The following is a 15,130-nucleotide window of genomic DNA, read 5'->3' on the forward strand; positions in this document are numbered from 1 at the left end:
GCGCCGTTGACTCGCGCGTCTGCTCGACTTATACGCCCGCCCTTCCTGCGGCGGACGCCTTTTGCCCCGTCGCCCCAACCTTTTAGAGTCAGGAGCCGACCGTGAAGCGGACCTATCAGCCGTCGCGACTCGTGCGCAAGCGCCGTCACGGCTTCCGCAGCCGGATGGCCACCAAGAACGGCCAGAAGATTGTTGCGCGCCGTCGCGCCAAGGGCCGCAAGCGCCTGACGGCGTAAGCGGCTCTCGCGTCCGAAAGCCAAGGACGCATGAGCGACCCTTTACAGATCAAGCGTCTGTTGCGGCGGCCCCAGTTCCTGGCGGCCGCCAAAGGCGTTTCCGAGGCCCGCGGCGCGGTGGTGATCCAGCGCCTGGATCGCGGCGACGGCTCGGCGCACATCGGCCTGGGCTTCACCGCGACGCGCAAGGTCGGCGGGGCCGTGGTCCGCAACCGGGCCAAGCGCCGCCTGCGCCAGGCGGCCCGCCTGATGATCGCCCAGCACGGCCGTCCCGGCAGCGACTATGTCTTCATCGCCCGCATGGGCACGGCGGACCGTCCCTGGGACCGTTTGCTTGACGACGTGAAATCGACGCTTACAAGGCTCGCGACCCCCAAGACAGAGCGGGCCGACCGGCCTTCCCACCCTCGCGCCTCTTCCGGCCAGGACGACCGAACCCCATGAAAAACGAGAACTCGCGCAACACGATCATCTTCATCGTGTGCTCGGTCCTGATCCTCGGGATCTACTGGTTCACCGTGCTGCGTCCGCAGGCCGAGCGCCGCGCGGCCCAGCAGTCGGCCCAAGCCGAACAGTCGCAGACGGCCGAGAACGCCGCCAATACGGCGCTGAGCCCGCAGGGCCCGGTCTTCGTCACCGACCGGACCCAGGCGCTGGGAACGGCCGCGCGCGTGCCGATCCAGTCGGGCACGCTCAGGGGCTCGCTGTCGCTGCAGGGCGCGCGCATCGACGACCTGTTCCTGACCGACTACCGCGAGGTCCAGGACGATCCCGCGCCGGTCGAACTGTTCCGCCCGCAGGGCATGGAGCACGCCTATTTCGCCCAGTTCGGCTGGGCCGGCGCCAACATCCCCGGCGGCGTGCCGGGCCCCAACACGCCGTGGCGCCTGACCGCCGGCTCGACCCTGACGCCGACCACGCCGATCACCCTGACCTGGGACAACGGCCAGGGGCTGCGCTTCACCCGCATGGTGTCGGTGGACGACAAGTACGTCTTCACCCTGAAGGACACGGTGCAGAACCTGGGGACGCAGCCCATCACCATCGCCCCCTACGGCAGCGTCCAGCGCCAGGGCGTGCCGCCGGCGGCGGGGTCGTCCCACATCGTCCACGAGGGCGCCATCGGCGCCTTCGGCAAGCCGGGCGAGTACCGGACCGAGCAGAAGAAATACAAGGACTGGCTCAAGGAGCCGCGCATCGAGAACGCCTCGACCGGCGGCTGGCTGGGCATCACCGACAAATACTGGCTGGCGGCCCTGCTGCCCCAGCAGAACGAGGCGGTGCAGACCGAATTCCGCGTGCGCGACGCGAACGGCGGCCAACAGCTGGAAGCCAACCTGCTGGGCGCCAGCCGCACCATCCAGCCGGGCGCGACCACCACCGAGACCCAGCGCCTGTTCGCCGGCGTCAAGCGCGCCGAGGTGCTGAAGTCCTATGAGGAAAGCCTGGGCCTGCCGCGCTTCGTCTATGCGATCGACTGGGGCATGTTCTGGTTCCTGACGCGTCCGATCTTCTGGATCCTGGAAAACGTCTATGCGGTGGTCGGCAGCTTCGGCGTCGCCATCCTGGCGCTGACCGTGATCGTCAAGCTGGTCATGTTCCCGCTGGCGAACAACGCCTACGCCTCGATGTCCAAGATGCGCAACCTCCAGCCCAAGATGGAGGAGATCCGCAAGAAGCATAAGGACGACCCGCAGAAGCAGCAGCAGGAGATGATGGGCCTGTACCAGAAGGAGAAGATCAATCCGGTCGCCGGCTGCCTGCCGTTGCTGCTCCAGATTCCGGTCTTCTACGCCCTGTACAAGGTGCTGACCGTCACCATCGAGATGCGCCACCAGCCGTTCCTGGGCTTCATCCACGACCTGTCGGCGCGCGACCCCTCGACCATCTGGAACCTGTTCGGCCTGATCCCGTGGGATCCGTCGACCCTGCCGGTCCTGGGCGGCCTGCTGGGCGGACCGCTGCACATCGGGCTTCTGGCCATCGCCTACGGCCTGACCATGTGGCTGCAGACGGCGATGAACCCGCCGGCCACCGATCCGATGCAGCGCCAGATCTTCCAGTTCATGCCGCTGGTCTTCACCTTCATCATGGCGCCCTTCGCGGCGGGCCTGCTGGTGTACTGGGCGTGGTCGAACATCCTGACCATCCTGCAGCAGTACGTCATCATGCACCGCTACAAGGCCGAGAACCCGATCGACAGCTTCATCGGCCGGTTCAAGAAGTCCCCGGCGTGATCGAGGAAACCGAGTTCACGCCCGAGGAGATCGAGGCCGCGCGGGTGCTGTTCGCGCGGCCGGCGACCTTCGTCATGGGCGCGGCCAAGATCGAGCAGCTGCCCGATCCCGACCTGCCCGAGATCGCCTTCGCCGGGCGTTCCAACGTCGGCAAGTCCAGCCTGATCAACGGCCTGGTCGGCATGCACAAGCTGGCCCGCGCCTCCAACGAGCCGGGCCGCACGCGCGAGGTCAACTTCTTCGACCTGGACGGCCGGCTGCGCCTGGTCGACCTGCCCGGCTACGGCTGGGCCAAGGCGTCCAAGTCGACGACGAAGAAGTTCCAGGACCTGGGCCGCGACTATCTGCGCGGGCGGGTGACGCTGAAGCGCGTCTATCTGCTGATCGACGCCCGGCACGGCCTGAAGTCGGTGGACGCCGAGGCGCTGGACGCGCTGGACCTGGCCGCGGTCAGCTATCAGATCGTCCTGACCAAGGCCGACAAGCTGAAGAAGGGCGAGGGCGAGAAGATGCAGGCGGCCACCCTGAAGGCCGTCTCCAAGCGCCCGGCCGCCTTCCCCGTCGTGGCCCTGACCTCTTCCGAAAAGGGCGTCGGCCTGCCCGAGCTGCGCGCCGAGATCATGCGCACGACCGGCGCGACGATCGACTGATTTTCCATCCCGCCACCGTCACCCTCGGGCTTGACCCGAGGGCCGGGTGTTCCGCCGCATTGCGCCTTGGTGCGGCGCACGATCTCGCTCCACATCCGATCCTCGGGTCAAGCCGAGGATGACGAGGTTGGGACGCTCGACGACGAAGAAAAAGGCCCGGAGCGCGCGCTCCGGGCCTTCGTCGTTTCGGCGGGACGCCGGCCTCAGTCGCCCGAGGCGGAGCGCACCTCGACCGGCAGGCCCAGGGCGTCCAGCTGCGGCTTGACCACCGAGGCGTCGCCCACGACCACCCAGACGAAGCGCGACGGGTCGATCGCGGCCTTGGCCGCGGCGTCCATCTGATCCGCCGTCAAGGCGTTGGTGCGCGCCGCCACGGTTTCGGGATAGTCGTCCGGGCGGCCCAGCATGTCGTTGGTCCGCAGCGCCCCCAGGACGGCGCCCGAGGTCTCGTAGCTGCCGGCCAGACGGCGGGTGTTGCCGTTGACGGTCCGTTCCAGTTCGGCGGAGGTCACGCCCTTGCCGCCGCTCAGGAAGTCGTTGAACTGGGCGTTCAGGGCGGCGATGGCCGGGCCGGTCTGGTCGGCCTGGACCGGGGCGGTGACCAGATAGGGCACGCGGTGCTCGAAGCCGGCGACCGAGGCGTTGACCCCGTAGGACCAGCCCTTGGTCTCGCGCAGGTCCGAGTTGATGCGCGACAGGAAGTCGTTGCCCAGCACGTTGTTGGCCGCGTTCAGCACCAGCAGGTCGTCCGTGCCCGAGGCGTTCAGAACCTCGCCGCCCAGGATGTAGGACTGGGGCGACTGGGGCCGGTCGATCAGCACGATCTTGGGCGTCGCGGCCGGGATCGGGGCCGAGAAGTCCTTGACGGGCTTGACCGAGGCGGGCGGCGTCCACTGGCCGAAGTTCGCTTCCAGCAGCGGCTTGATCTCGTTGAGCGGCAGGTCCGAAACCACGAAGATCTTGGCGTTGTCCGGGCGGATCCATTGCGCATAGGCGTTCTGGATGTCGGCGCGGGTGATGGCCTTGACCGAGGCCTCGTCGCCGTTGCCGCTGAAGGGCCGGCCATAGGGGCTGTCGGCGCCGTAGATCAGCGCGGGCAGGGCCCGGTTGGCCAAGGCGGCGGGGCTGGTGCGCTCGGCGGCGATGGAGGCCAGGCGCGTGGCGCGCAGCCGCTCCAGTTCCGCCGCGTCGAAGGTCGGACGCCGCACCACGTCGGCCAGCAGGGCGACCGACGACGCCAGGTTCGGGGTGACGGCGCTCAGCGACACCACCGACCGGTCCATCGAGGAGCCGGTCGAGATGCCGGCGCCCAGGGTTTCCTCCGCCTCGGCCAGCTGCGTGGCGTTACGGCCAGCCGCCCCTTCGTCCATCAGGTCCATCATCAGGGTCTGGACGCCCAGCTTGCCGGCGTCGTCCGCCGCCAGGCCCGCGTCGAAGTCGACCGCGATCTTGGTGGCCGGCACGGCGTCGCGATGGGCGTAAACGACCTCCATGCCGTTCGACAGGCGGGTGCGCTCCACCGCCGGGAAGTCGACGTTGGACACGGCGCCGATCTCGGGCTTGGCCATCCGCGCCACGCGCTCGATCGGCGGGGCGGGGGTGTGGTTGGCGCCCGACGGCGCTTCCGCCGCCTCCTGATAGGCTTCGCGTTCGCCCGGCAGGGTGGTCAGGGTGTAGGCCGGACGGGTCAGCCACTTCTGCATGGCCGCCTGGACCTGGGCCGGCGTCACCGCCGCATAGGCCTGCAGCTCCTTCTTGTAGTGCTCGGGATCGCCCGCATAGAGCTGGCCCTCGGCCAGGGCCACGGCCTTGCCGCCGAAGCCGCCGACCTGTTCCAGGCCCTGCACGGTGCGCGAGACGTACTGGGTCTTGACCCGTTCGACCTCCTCGGCCGTCGGGCCGTCGGCGATCAGGCCGTTCAGGATCTCGCGGGCCCGCGCCTCGACGGCGGCGGGGTCTTCGCCGGGCTTCACGTTCAGGGTGATGTCGAACATGCCCACGCGGTGGAAGGCGCCGTTCGAGGCGCTGACGGAAACGGCGGTCTGCTCGCCGCGCACCAGTTCGTTGTCCAGGCGCGAGCTGGCCAGGCCGCCCAGCACCGAGGCGCCGACGCTCAGCGGCACGCTGTCGGGATCCAGCATTCCGGGCACGGCCCAGTTGATCGAGACCTGGGCGTTGGCCACGCGGTCGTGGGTCGTCTCGTGGATCGGCGCGGCCAGGGTCGGGACCGGCGCCTGGGCCGGGTTGTTCACCGGGCCGCGCGGAATCGGGCCGAAGTATTTCTGGGTCAGCTCACGCGCCTTCTCGGGCGTGATGTCGCCGGCCAGGACCAGCACGGCGTTGTTCGGCCCGTAGTTGGAGCGGAACCAGTCGCGCACCGTCTCCATCGACGCCGCGTCCAGGTCGGCCATCGAGCCGATGGTCGAGTGGCGATACGGATGGCCTTCCGGGAACAGGGCCTCCAGCACCTTGTATTCATTGAGGCCGAACGGCTGGTTGTCGCCCTGGCGCTTTTCGTTCTGGACCACGCCGCGCTGGAGATCGAGCGTCTCCTGGCTGATGGCGCCCAGCATGTAGCCCATGCGGTCGCTTTCCATGAACATCGCCTGTTCCAGCGCCGGGGTCGGGACCGTCTCGAAATAGTTGGTGCGGTCGAACCAGGTGGTGCCGTTCATGTCCGTCGCGCCCATGTTGCGCATCGGCGTGAAATAGCTGCCCGGCGCATTCTCCGACCCGCCGAACATCAGGTGCTCGAACAGGTGGGCGAAGCCGGTCTTGCCCGCCGGTTCGTCCTTGGAGCCGACGTTGTACCAGACCGACACCGCCACCACGGGCGCCTTGTGGTCCTCGTGCACCAGCACGGTCAGACCGTTGTCCAGGGTGAACTTGGTATAGGGGATGTCCACCTCGGCGACCAGTTCGGACACCGGCGCGGCCTGGATGGCGGCCTGGGCGACGGCGGGGACCGGCGCGGAAACAAGGGCGATCGGCGCGACCACCGCCATCAGGGCGGCGGCGGCGACGAAGGGGGCGACACGGCGCATGGGCAATTCCTCGGTTTGCGAGGGATCGACCTTAGACGCCGGACGACGCGTCACAACGGGGACAGGCTTTCATGACGAAAGTTTCATCTTCGCCGCGCGGGCGGACGCTCAGTCCCGGGTCGGATCGACCTGGGACGCGTCGCCATAGGTCAAGGCCCCAGGAAGACGTCCTCCAGGTCCGGGTCCTCGGTCGAGATGTCGGCGATGGTCACGCCCGCCTGGCGCACGGCGGCGATGACCTGTTCGACCGACGACTGGCCCTTCTTGTAGGCCACGGCGAACGCGCCGTTCGGCCGGGCCGTCACCTCGAAGCCGGGCAGGACCGGCGGGGTCGCCTGCGGCGTCTCGGGCGTCACCACCACGTTTCGGCTGTCCAGACGTCGCAGCAGCTGCGGCGTCGGCTCGCAGGCCACGACCTCGCCCCGGTTGACGATGGCGATTGTGTCGCAGAGCTCCTGCGCCTCTTCCAGATAGTGGGTGGTCAGGACGATGGTCACGCCCTCGGCGTTGATGCGCCGGACGTAGTCCCACAGCTGGCGGCGCAGCTCGACGTCCACCCCGGCGGTCGGCTCGTCCAGGATCAGGATCGGCGGATTATGGACCAGGGCCTTGGCCACCATCAGCCGGCGCTTCATCCCGCCCGACAGCGCCCGCACATAGGCGTTGGCCTTGTCCGACAGGCCCAGCGCCGCCAGCAGTTCGTCCGAGCGCCGTTCGTTGGCCGGCACGCCGTAGAAGCCGGCCTGCACCTCCAGCGACTCGCGCGGGGTGAAGAAGACGTCGGCGACGATCTCCTGCGGCACCACGCCGATGGCGGCGGCGGCGTCGCGCGGCTCCTTGTCGATGTCGCGGCCCCAGATCCTGACCGAGCCCTCCGATTTCTTGACCACCCCGGCCAGGATGTTGATCAGGGTCGACTTGCCCGCGCCGTTGGGGCCCAGCAGGCCGAACATCGACCCGCGCGGAATGACCAGGTCGACGCCGCGCAGCGCAGTCTTGGGCGCCGCCTTCTTGGAGCCGGCGTAGGTCTTCTTCAGGCCCCGCACCTCGATGGCGTTGTCGGGCAGGGTCACGGGATCGGTCATCGGCGCGCTTCGGTCGGGAAAATCAGGTCGTGCGGCGGTTTGACGCCGCCGGGCGGGCCGCATAGGTATGCGCGCGACGCCCTCCCGCCAAGAGACGAGCCCGAAATGCCGCCCCGCCACCCCGATGCGATCATCCCGCCGCCCGAAGAGATCGTGGTCTCGACCAAGCGCGTGGCCTGCGACGGCGGCGGCGGCGCGCTGGGCCATCCGCTGGTCTATATGGACATGGGCGAGGACGATTTCGTGGAATGCGGCTACTGCGACCGCCGCTTCGTCCTGTCGGCCCATCCGCACGACGAGAACGAATATCTGAGCCCGGCCGCCCGCGCGCCCGAGGCCCACTGACGGCCCGCCGACCGCCCTTCCTCCCAGGAGCCCGCCGATGCGCTACCTGCACACCATGGTCCGCGTGAAGGACCTCGACGCCTCGCTGCGTTTCTACTGCGACCTGCTGGGCCTGCAGGAGGTCCGGCGCATGGACAACGAGGCGGGGCGCTTCACCCTGGTCTTCCTGGCCGCGCCCAAGAACCTGGAGCAGTCGAAGGCGGAGCGCTGCCCCGAGGTCGAGCTGACCTTCAACTGGGACCCGGAAGACTATCAGGGCGGCCGCAACTTCGGCCACCTGGCCTACAAGGTCGACGACATCTACGCCGCCTGCCAGCGGCTGATGGACGGCGGCGTGACCGTCAACCGCCCGCCGCGCGACGGCAACATGGCCTTCGTCCGCTCGCCCGACGGCATTTCGATCGAACTGCTGCAGGAGGGCGACCCCCTGCCGCCGGCCGAGCCCTGGGCCTCCATGCCCAACACCGGGACCTGGTGATGCGGCGGGCGGCGGCCCTGCTGGCGGCCGGACTGACGCTCTCGGCCTGCGCCTCGACCACCGAGACCAATCCCGGCCGCACGGCGACCGAGCAGCTGCTGCTGGCCCGCGCCGCCGACCGGGCGGTGGAGGGCCTCAGCCTGCCGCTTCCCGCCGGCTCGGCGGTCTATGTCGACGAATCCTACTTCCAGGGCGAGGGCGCGCGCTATGCGATCAGCGCCATCCGCGCCGCCCTGTCCGACGCCGGCTTCCGCCTGGCCCCGAGCAAGGACGCCGCCGACGCCGTGTTCGAGATCCGCGCCGGCGCCCTGTCGCTGGAGCAGATGCGCCGCGTCTTCGGCATCCCGGAGATGCGGGTGCCGATCAACGAGACCTTCAACGTGGTCTCCCTGCCCGAACTGTCGATCTACAGCCACCGCGACCGGGTCGGCGTGGCCGAGTTCTCGGGCTTCCTCTACGAGGCCAAGACCGGCGCGCCGCTGGGCGCCGTCCTGCCGATGATCGGCAGCTATAGGATCCGCAGCCACAAGGCGATGATGATGGTCACCTGGGGCCAGCAGCAGGCCCAGCCGGGCCAGCGCGACCCCGGCTCCAGCTGGACCGAATTCTGATCCGGTTTCCCGGCTGACGCGGGGGCTTCGCCGCCCTATGTTCCGGCCATGACCGACGCCGCCGACACGCCGCCCGCCATTGAACAGGACCGGGAGCTGACCCAGGACGGGCCCGCCCTGCGGCTGTGGATGATCGACGCCTCGGCCTACATCTTTCGCGCCTACCACGCCCTGCCGCCCCTGACGCGCAAGTCCGACGGCCTGCCGGTCGGGGCGGTCCAGGGCTACTGCAACATGCTGTGGAAGCTCCTGAAGGACATGAAGGGCGCCGACGGCCCGACGCACCTGGTGGCCATCTTCGACCATTCCGAGAAGACGTTCCGCAACACCCTGTACGACCAGTACAAGGCCCACCGCCCGCCGCCGCCCGAGGACCTGATCCCGCAGTTCCCGCTGGTGCGCGAGGCGACCGCGGCCTTCGGCGTCCACTGCGTCGAACTGCCGGGCTACGAGGCCGACGACCTGATCGCCACCTACGCCTGCAAGGCGCGCGACGCGGGCGGCGAGGCGGTGATCGTCAGTTCAGACAAGGACCTGATGCAGCTGATCGGGCGCGGCGTGGTCATGTGGGATCCGATGAAGGACCGCCGCCTGGCCGAGCCGGAGGTGTTCGAGAAGTTCGGCGTCGGCCCGGAGAAGATGGTCGACCTGCAGGCCCTGATCGGCGACAGCGTCGACAACGTCCCCGGCGCCCCCGGCATCGGCCCCAAGACGGCCGCCCAGCTGCTGGACGAATACGGCGACCTGGACACGCTGCTGGCCCGCGCCGGCGAGATCAAACAGCCCAAGCGCCGCCAGACCCTGATCGACTTCGCCGACCAGATCCGCCTGTCGCGCGAACTGGTGCGCCTGACCTGCGACGCCCCGGCGCCCGAGGCCGTCGACGACTTCGCGGTCAAGGATCCGGACCCGCAGACCCTGTCCGAATTCCTCGACAAGATGGAGTTCCGCTCGCTGGCCCGGCGCGTCGGGGACGGCAAGGCCGAGGCGACCGAGACCTCCGCCTTCGCGCCCAAGCGCGCGCCCAACCTGTCGGCCCCGGTCGCCAGCCCGCGCTATGCGCCCAAGGAGGTCGCCGCGCCGTCCGAGCCGCACGTCTTCGACCTGGACGCCTATGAATGCGTGCAGACCGAGGAGGCGCTGGACCGCTGGATCGAACGCGCGCGAGGCCGGCGTCGTCGGCCTGGACACCGAGACCGACGCCCTGTCGGCCACCCATGCGGGCCTGTGCGGCGTGTCGCTGGCGCTGGGGCCGAACGACGCCTGCTACATTCCCCTGACCCACGAGCACGAGCCGGCGGCGAACGCCGGCGGGCTGGACTTCGGCGGCGAGGCCGACACGCGCGAACCGCTGACCCAGCTGGACAAGCCGACAACCCTGGCCAAGTTGAAGACCCTGCTGGAGGATCCGTCGGTCCTCAAGGTGCTGCAGAACGCCAAGTACGACGTCGCCGTCTTCGCCCGGCGCGGCATCCGCGTCGCCCCCTACGACGACACCCTGCTGCTGTCGTATGTGCTGGAGGGCGGCCTGCACGGCCACGGCATGGACGAGCTGGCGCGCCTGCACCTGGGCCACGAGCCGATCGCCTTCAAGTCGGTGGCCGGGACGGGCAAGAGCCAGAAGTCGTTCAAGCACGTGCAGCTGGCCCCCGCGACGCAATATGCGGCCGAGGACGCCGACGTGACGCTGCGCCTGTGGCGCATCCTGAAGCCCCGCCTGGCCCGCGAGGGCCTGTCCACCGTCTATGAGACGCTGGAACGGCCGATGCCGACCGTCCTGGCCGACATGGAGCTGGCCGGCGTGCGTGTCGATCCCGACCGGCTGAAGCGGCTGTCCTCGGAGTTCGGCCTGCGCATGGCCGAGCTGGAGCAGCAGGCGCACGAGATCGCCGGCCGCCCCTTCAACGTCGGCTCGCCCCGCCAGATCGGCGAAATCCTGTTCGGAGAGTTGAACCTGCCCGGCGGCAAGAAGACCGCCAGCGGCCAATGGGGCACCGACGCCAGCGTGCTGGAGGAGCTGGCCCTCACCCACGACCTGCCCCGCGCCATCCTGGACTGGCGCCAGCTGTCCAAGCTGAAGGGCACCTACACCGACGCCCTGACCGCCGCGGCCGATCCCGCCACCGACCGGGTCCACACCTCCACCACCAGCTGGCGGCCGCCTCGACCGGCCGGCTGGCCAGTTCCGATCCCAACCTGCAGAACATCCCGATCCGCACCGAGACCGGCCGCGAGATCCGCCAGGCCTTCATCGCCGCGCCCGGCCATGTGCTGATCAGCGCCGACTACAGCCAGATCGAGCTGCGCCTCCTGGCCCACATCGGCGACATCCCCGAGCTGAAGCGCGCCTTCAAGGCCGGGCTGGACATCCACGCGGCCACGGCTTCGGAGATGTTCGGCGTCCCCGTCGAGGGCATGCCGTCCGAGACCCGTCGCCGCGCCAAGGCGATCAACTTCGGCATCGTCTACGGCATCTCGGCCTTCGGCCTGGCCGCCCAGCTGGGCATCGACCAGGGCGAGGCGGGGGCCTACATCAAGACCTATTTCGAGCGCTTCCCCGGCATCCGCGGCTACATGGACCGGACCAAGGCCGAGGTGCGACAGGCGGGCTTCGTCTCCACCGTCTTCGGCCGCCGCATCCACATCCCGGCCATCCACTCCAAGTCCGGGGCCGAGCGCCAGTTCGGCGAGCGCGCGGCCATCAACGCCCCGATCCAGGGCGCCGCCGCCGACATCATCCGCCGCGCCATGATCCGCATGCCGGGCGCCCTGACGGACGCGGGCCTGTCCACCCGCATGTTGCTGCAGGTCCACGACGAACTGGTCTTCGAAGCCCCCGAAGCCGAGGCCGAGGCCGCCATCGCCGTGATCAAGCGCGTCATGGAGACCGCCGCCGAACCCGCCGTCGCCCTGAGCGTCCCGCTGGACGTCGAAGCCCGCGCCGCCGCCAACTGGGACGAGGCGCACTGAGGCGCCGACGCCGGGCGCGTCGCGCGAGAACAACCTCTGGATTCATGATCCCGCAACCCTGCGGTGCCAACATGGCGTCGAAGATCGGGGGATCGTCATGTTTCGCGTCATCGAATGCGTCTGGGTTCAACATGACCGCCTGACCGTCCTGATGGCGGCGGCGATCTGGGCCGTCGGAAGCCTGGCCTTCTTCCTGGCGCTGGCCCACGCACGCGAGTGCGGGCCCCAGCGGCGCGCCGGATGGCTGGCGATTGGCGGACTGGCCGGCGGCGTCGGCGTCTGGGCGACCCATTTCGTCGCCATGCTGGCCTACGACGGCGGCGTCGCCATCGACTACGACCCGTTTCTGACCACCCTTTCCGCCAGCATGGCCGTGGCCGGTTTCTGGCTGGCGCTCAGAGTGCTCGGCGATCTGCGGCCGATCCGTTGCCTGGGCGCGGCGGTCGTCGCGGTCACGGCAGTGGCCGCGATGCACTTCACCGGCATGGCCGCCATGCGCGTGGCCGCGCACATCCGATACGAGACGGGGCCGATCGCCGCGGGCGGGCTCATCGCCCTGGCCCTGTTCGCCGCGGCCTTCCTCGGCTTTGCGCGCTTTCCGGGCTGGCGCGGCGTCGCGATCGGCTCGGCGTGCGCCGTCCTGTCCGTGTGCACGCTCCATTTCACGGCGATGGACGCGACCGTGCTGATCCCCGACCCCGCCCTGCCCTTCGTCGCCTCGGGCGGCGCCCGGTCGTGGCTGATCGGCGCGACCGTGGGCGCCGCCGCCGTCCTGATCGCCCTGACGGTGACGGCGACGCTGATCGACCGGCACCTGACCGACCTGCGCGGCCTGGCCCAGGCCACGCTGGAGGGGCTGGCCATCCTGCGCGACGGCGTGATCGTGGAGACCAACGATCGCTTCGCGGAGCTGGTCGGGCGGGACCCCTCGCGCCTGATCGGCGTCGGCGCCGACAAGGTTCTGGCGGCCGCCGACGGCCTGCCGATGGCGAGCGCGCGCGAAAAGCCCGTGGAAGCGGCCCTGCGCCAGGACGACGCCGATCGCATCTTCGAGGTGGCGTCGCACCTGATCGAGTATCGCGGACGCCCGTCGCAGGTCCTGGCGGTCCGCGACCTGACCGAGACCAAGGCGGCCCAGCGCCGCATCGAACACCTGGCCCGTCACGACGGCCTGACCGACCTGCCCAACCGCACCCTGTTCCAGGAGCGGCTGGAGCACGCCCTGACCCGTGCGGCGCGGACCGAGGAAGCGCTGGCGGTCCTGGCGCTGGACCTGGACCGGTTCAAGGCGGTCAACGACATCTTCGGCCACGCCGAGGGCGACCGGGTGCTGAAGTCCGTGGCCGACATCCTGAGGCGGTGCGTGCGCGCCAGCGACACGGTCGCGCGTCTGGGCGGCGACGAGTTCGTGGTGTTGCAGGTCGGCGCGGATCAGCCCCAGGCCGCGCAGGCCCTGGCCGATCGCATCCTGGCGGCCTTCCGCACCGAGATGGATCCGGCCCTGGACCCGACCGCCGTCGGCGTCAGCGTCGGCGTCGCCGTCCACCCCACGGACGGCCGCGACGCCGAAGCCCTGCGTCATGCGGCCGACATCGCCCTGTATCGCGCCAAGACCTCGGGACGCGGCCAGGCCGCCTTCTTCGATGCGCGGATGGACGAGGAGGCGCGTCTGCGACGACAGCTGGAAACCGATCTGCGTCACGCCATCCTGCGCCGTCAGCTGCGCCTGGACTACCAGCCCCTGGTCCGCACCGCCGACGGCGAGCTGTCCGGCTACGAGGCGCTGCTGCGCTGGGACCACCCCGAGCGCGGCGCGGTGGGGCCGGACGACTTCATCCCGATCGCCGAGGAGACGGGGGCGATCATAACCATCGGGGAGTGGGTCCTGCGCGAGGCCTGCCGCGAAGCGGCGCGGTGGCCCGATCATCTTCAGGTGGCGGTCAATGTCTCGCCGGTGCAGTTCCAGGTCGCCACGCTGGCCGATCTGGTGGCGTCGGCCCTGTCCGAAAGCGGCCTGGACCCAAGCCGGCTGGAGCTGGAGATCACCGAAAGCGCCCTGCTGAAGGAGCGCGCGAGCACCGTCGCCACCCTGCACCGGATCAAGGCGCTGGGCGTCAGCGTGGTCATGGACGACTTCGGCACGGGCTATTCGTCGCTCAGCAATCTGCAGAGCTTCCCGTTCGACAAGATCAAGATCGATCGCAGCTTCATCGCCAGCATGGAGGACGACGCCGCGGCCCGATCGATCGTGCGCGCGATCGTCGGCATCGGCCGCAGCCTGGACCTTCCCATCGTCGCGGAGGGCGTCGAGACCGAGGCCCAGCGTCGCCTGGTCCTGGAGGAAGGCTGCGCCAACGCCCAAGGCTTCTTCTTCGGCAGGCCGGGGCGGGTCGCCTTGCCCCGCGTCCTGCCCGGCATACGGTTCGGCTAGAGCAGCCCCTTCTCCGCCGCCAGGTCCGACAGCCTGGTCATCGGGCGCGGACCCCAGTGGGCGATGACCTCGGCGGCGGCCAGCGAGCCCAGGGCGCCCGCCTCGGCCAGCGGACGGCCCCGCGCCAGGCCCAGCAGGAAGCCGGCCGCGTACTGGTCGCCGGCGCCGGTGGTGTCGACCACCTTGTCGACCGGATAGGCGGGGACCGCCACCCGTTCGTCGCCGCGCAGGATCACCGAGCCCTCGGCGCCGCGCGTCACGGCGGCGATCTCGACGAGAGCGGCCAGCTTGTCGGCGGCGGCGTCGAAGTCGTCGGTCTCGAACAGGGCGCCCAGCTCGGCCTCGTTGGCCAGGACGATGTCGGCCGACTGTTCAATGAAGTCCAGCAGCTCGGCCCGCCAGCGGGCGACCACGAAGGTGTCCGACAGGGTGATGGCCACCTTGCGTCCGGCCCGGTGCGCGGCGGCGGCGGCGCGCTCGAAGGCGGCGCGGGCCGGGGCCGGGTCGAACAGATAGCCTTCCAGATAGACGATGGCGCTGTCGGCGATCAGGGCCTCGTCGATGTCGTCGGCGAACAGCTGGTTGGCGGCGCCCAGGAAGGTCGCCATGGTCCGCTGGCCGTCGGCCAGCACGTTGACCAGGCACCGGCCGGTGCCGAAGCCTTCGGCGGCGCCGCCCTTCAGCGCGGGCGTGTCGAAATGCACCCCGGCGGCGCGGATGTCGTGGGTGAAGACCTGGCCCAAGGTGTCGTCGGCCACCTTGCCGATATAGGCCGCGCGGCCGCCGAACGAGCCGACGCCCGCGACGGTGTTGCCGGCCGATCCGCCCGACGCCTCCACCCCCGGCGCCATGGCGTCGTACAGGGCGGCGCTGCGGGCCGCATCGACCAGCTGCATGGAGTTGGGGGCCAGGTCCTGGGCCTTCAGGAAGGCTTCGTCGCAGGGGCTGAGCACGTCGACAATGGCGTTGCCGACGGCGCAGACGTCGTATCGGATATCGGTCATGCCGGGGCCTTAGCCGACGCGGGGCCCGGCGTCACCCCA

At 69.9% G+C, this 15,130-nt stretch carries 10 protein-coding genes and 2 pseudogenes; 9 read left to right on the top strand and 3 right to left on the bottom strand.

The window, feature by feature from the left end:
• The first annotated feature begins 101 nt into the window (after positions 1-101).
• From rpmH to yihA, 4 genes are read left to right on the top strand one after another with little or no spacing between them, the layout of a single operon-like run.
• Positions 102-236 (top strand): 50S ribosomal protein L34, encoded by a 135-nt coding sequence (gene rpmH, locus MU852_RS07695; RefSeq protein WP_003164000.1) that lies wholly within the window; start codon positions 102-104, stop codon positions 234-236.
• 30 nt (positions 237-266) lie between these two features.
• Positions 267-680, top strand: coding sequence for a ribonuclease P protein component (gene rnpA / locus MU852_RS07700; RefSeq protein WP_249751691.1), 414 nt, complete (start codon positions 267-269; stop codon positions 678-680).
• On the top strand, positions 677-2,473 hold the full coding sequence (yidC, locus tag MU852_RS07705; protein WP_249751692.1) for a membrane protein insertase YidC: 1,797 nt from the start codon (positions 677-679) through the stop codon (positions 2,471-2,473). Before rnpA ends, yidC begins: the two co-directional genes overlap by 4 nt.
• Positions 2,470-3,123 carry a ribosome biogenesis GTP-binding protein YihA/YsxC gene (gene yihA, locus MU852_RS07710; protein WP_249751693.1) on the top strand — a complete coding sequence of 218 codons (654 nt, stop codon included), beginning with the start codon at positions 2,470-2,472 and terminating at the stop codon, positions 3,121-3,123. Before yidC ends, yihA begins: the two co-directional genes overlap by 4 nt.
• A gap of 203 nt (positions 3,124-3,326) precedes the next feature.
• Here the strand turns inward: yihA and MU852_RS07715 are convergent, their stop codons facing one another.
• A complete protein-coding gene (locus MU852_RS07715) occupies positions 3,327-6,167 on the bottom strand; it encodes a M16 family metallopeptidase (protein WP_249751694.1) in 2,841 nt (946 codons plus the stop codon).
• Positions 6,168-6,275: 108 nt separating this feature from the next.
• Positions 6,276-7,240 (bottom strand): annotated as a pseudogene (locus MU852_RS07720) (ABC transporter ATP-binding protein).
• 117 nt (positions 7,241-7,357) lie between these two features.
• On the opposite strand from MU852_RS07720, the gene MU852_RS07725 reads away from it, so the two are divergent.
• The 5 genes and pseudogenes from MU852_RS07725 to MU852_RS17340 all read left to right on the top strand — a co-directional run bounded on the left by MU852_RS07725 (position 7,358) and on the right by MU852_RS17340 (position 14,087).
• On the top strand, positions 7,358-7,597 hold the full coding sequence (locus tag MU852_RS07725; RefSeq protein ID WP_249751695.1) for a zinc-finger domain-containing protein: 240 nt from the start codon (positions 7,358-7,360) through the stop codon (positions 7,595-7,597).
• A gap of 37 nt (positions 7,598-7,634) precedes the next feature.
• Positions 7,635-8,075 carry a VOC family protein gene (locus MU852_RS07730; protein WP_249751696.1) on the top strand — a complete coding sequence of 147 codons (441 nt, stop codon included), beginning with the start codon at positions 7,635-7,637 and terminating at the stop codon, positions 8,073-8,075.
• A complete protein-coding gene (locus MU852_RS07735) occupies positions 8,075-8,686 on the top strand; it encodes a DUF6655 family protein (protein WP_249751697.1) in 612 nt (203 codons plus the stop codon). Before MU852_RS07730 ends, MU852_RS07735 begins: the two co-directional genes overlap by 1 nt.
• 48 nt (positions 8,687-8,734) lie before the next feature.
• A pseudogene (gene polA / locus MU852_RS07740) lies at positions 8,735-11,656 on the top strand (DNA polymerase I).
• A 97-nt stretch (positions 11,657-11,753) separates the two neighbouring features.
• Positions 11,754-14,087: a bifunctional diguanylate cyclase/phosphodiesterase gene (locus tag MU852_RS17340; RefSeq protein ID WP_283843820.1), complete on the top strand. Its 2,334-nt coding sequence runs from the start codon at positions 11,754-11,756 to the stop codon at positions 14,085-14,087.
• Here the strand turns inward: MU852_RS17340 and MU852_RS07760 are convergent.
• Positions 14,084-15,091, bottom strand: coding sequence for an adenosine kinase (locus MU852_RS07760; RefSeq protein WP_249751698.1), 1,008 nt, complete (start codon positions 15,089-15,091; stop codon positions 14,084-14,086). The genes MU852_RS17340 and MU852_RS07760 overlap by 4 nt on opposite strands.
• Positions 15,092-15,130: the final 39 nt, after the last annotated feature.

Origin of the sequence: Brevundimonas albigilva, assembly GCF_023503965.1 — a bacterium.
Taxonomy (GTDB): Bacteria; Pseudomonadota; Alphaproteobacteria; order Caulobacterales; family Caulobacteraceae; genus Brevundimonas; species Brevundimonas albigilva.

Bases quoted from the DNA above. Each gene is read 5' to 3' on its own strand.
- rnpA (WP_249751691.1), top strand. From the start codon at position 267: ATGAGCGACCCTTTACAGATCAAGCGTCTGTTGCGGCGGCCCCAGTTC.
- yidC (WP_249751692.1), top strand. From the start codon at position 677: ATGAAAAACGAGAACTCGCGCAACACGATCATCTTCATCGTGTGCTCG.
- MU852_RS07715 (WP_249751694.1), bottom strand. From the start codon at position 6,167: ATGCGCCGTGTCGCCCCCTTCGTCGCCGCCGCCGCCCTGATGGCGGTG.
- MU852_RS07725 (WP_249751695.1), top strand. From the start codon at position 7,358: ATGCCGCCCCGCCACCCCGATGCGATCATCCCGCCGCCCGAAGAGATC.
- MU852_RS07730 (WP_249751696.1), top strand. From the start codon at position 7,635: ATGCGCTACCTGCACACCATGGTCCGCGTGAAGGACCTCGACGCCTCG.
- MU852_RS07735 (WP_249751697.1), top strand. From the start codon at position 8,075: ATGCGGCGGGCGGCGGCCCTGCTGGCGGCCGGACTGACGCTCTCGGCC.
- MU852_RS17340 (WP_283843820.1), top strand. From the start codon at position 11,754: ATGTTTCGCGTCATCGAATGCGTCTGGGTTCAACATGACCGCCTGACC.
- MU852_RS07760 (WP_249751698.1), bottom strand. From the start codon at position 15,091: ATGACCGATATCCGATACGACGTCTGCGCCGTCGGCAACGCCATTGTC.